This window comes from Flagellimonas abyssi, assembly GCF_019457905.1.
Lineage (GTDB): Bacteria > Bacteroidota > Bacteroidia > Flavobacteriales > Flavobacteriaceae > Flagellimonas > Flagellimonas abyssi.
Genome location: NZ_JAHZSV010000090.1, coordinates 1 through 1,610 on the forward strand (window position 1 = coordinate 1; position 1,610 = coordinate 1,610).

Annotated in this window: 1 protein-coding gene; it reads right to left on the reverse strand. The window is 55.2% G+C overall.

Annotation, left to right across the window (positions count from 1 at the left end; all coding sequences use genetic code 11):
* Positions 1-56: 56 nt before the first annotated feature.
* Positions 57-1,610, reverse strand: a 1,554-nt coding sequence (gene pruA, locus K1F36_RS19940; protein WP_220115354.1) for an L-glutamate gamma-semialdehyde dehydrogenase, incomplete at its 5' end; no start/stop codon positions are given.

The window sequence follows — 1,610 nt, forward strand, 5'->3', positions numbered from 1 at the left end:
AACAAAAAAAGGCCGTCATATTAATATGACGGCCTTGAAGTTACTGGTTTTTGGTGTTATCCCAAAAAAGGATATCTGTAATCCTCGGGGGTCACGAAGGTTTCCTTGATCAAACGGGGGGATACCCATCTGAGGAGGTTCTGCATGGACCCTGCCTTGTCATTGGTCCCGGAGCCCCTTGCCCCGCCGAAGGGCTGTTGCCCCACAACGGCGCCGGTCGGCTTGTCGTTGATATAGAAGTTCCCGGCCGCGTTCTGCAGGGCCTTGGTGGCCTCGTCGATGGAGTAGCGGTCGCCGGAGAGCACTGCCCCGGTGAGCCCGTATTCCGATGTACCGTCCACAAGCTTCAACGTTTCGCTCCAATCCTTGTCCTCGTATACGTAAACGGTCACCACCGGGCCAAAGAGCTCGGTGTACATGGTCTCGTACTGCGGGTCGGTGGTCAGGATCACGGTCGGCTCCACAAAGTACCCAACGGACTTGTCGTAGTTGCCGCCGGCGATGATCTCTGCATTGTCATCGGCCTTGGCCTGATCGATGTACTTGGCCAGTTTGTCAAAGGACCCCTCGTGGATCACGGCGGTGATAAAATTGCCCATGTCCTCCGGGGAGCCCGGTTTGTTGAAAGAAGCAATGTCCTTTTTGACCAGTTCCAGAATTTCATCGGCAGTGGACTTTGGCAGGTACACCCTTGATGCCGCGCTACATTTCTGTCCCTGGAACTCGAAGGCCCCACGGCTGATGGCAGTGGCCACTTGTTGCGGTTTAGCCGTCGGGTGCGCGATGATGAAGTCCTTTCCACCGGTCTCGCCCACGATGCGCGGATAAGTTTTGTATTTGTGGATGTTGTTCCCGATCTGTTTCCAAAGGTTCTTGAACACGTTGGTGGAACCGGTAAAATGTATTCCCGTAAAGTCCGGGCTGTCCAAAACGGTATCGGAGATCATAACGGGGTCTCCGTAGACCACGTTGATCACGCCATCGGGCAATCCGGCCTCCTTGAAGACATCGACGATCACCTTGGCGGAATAGATCTGGCTGTCGCTGGGTTTCCAGACCACCACGTTGCCCATCATGGCCGCACTGGCGGGAAGGTTCCCTGCAATGGCGGTAAAGTTGAACGGGGTGATGGCGTAAACAAAACCTTCCAATGGACGGTACTCGACCCGGTTCCATACCCCTTCCGAGGATTCGGGCTGTTCGCCATAGATCTGTGCCATGTACTCAACGTTGAAACGTAGAAAATCCACGATCTCACATGCGGAATCGATCTCGGCCTGATAGATGTTCTTGGACTGGGCCAGCATGGTGGCGGCGTTCATCTTTTGGCGGTATGGCCCTGCGATGAGCTCGGCGGCCTTGAGGAAGATGGCGCAGCGCTGTTCCCAAGTGAGGTCGGCCCAGGCCTTTCTTGCTTCCAAGCAGTTGGCGATGGCCTGCTCCACGTGCTGCTTCTCGGCCAAGTGGTAGTGTCCCAGAGTGTGCCTGTGGTCGTGCGGGGGCGACATGGGCCTGGTGTTGCCCGTTCTTATCTCTTCGCTTCCGATATAAAGAGGAATGTCAACCTCACTGTCGTAAAACGCCTTGTATTGTTTTAGTACTTCTTCTCG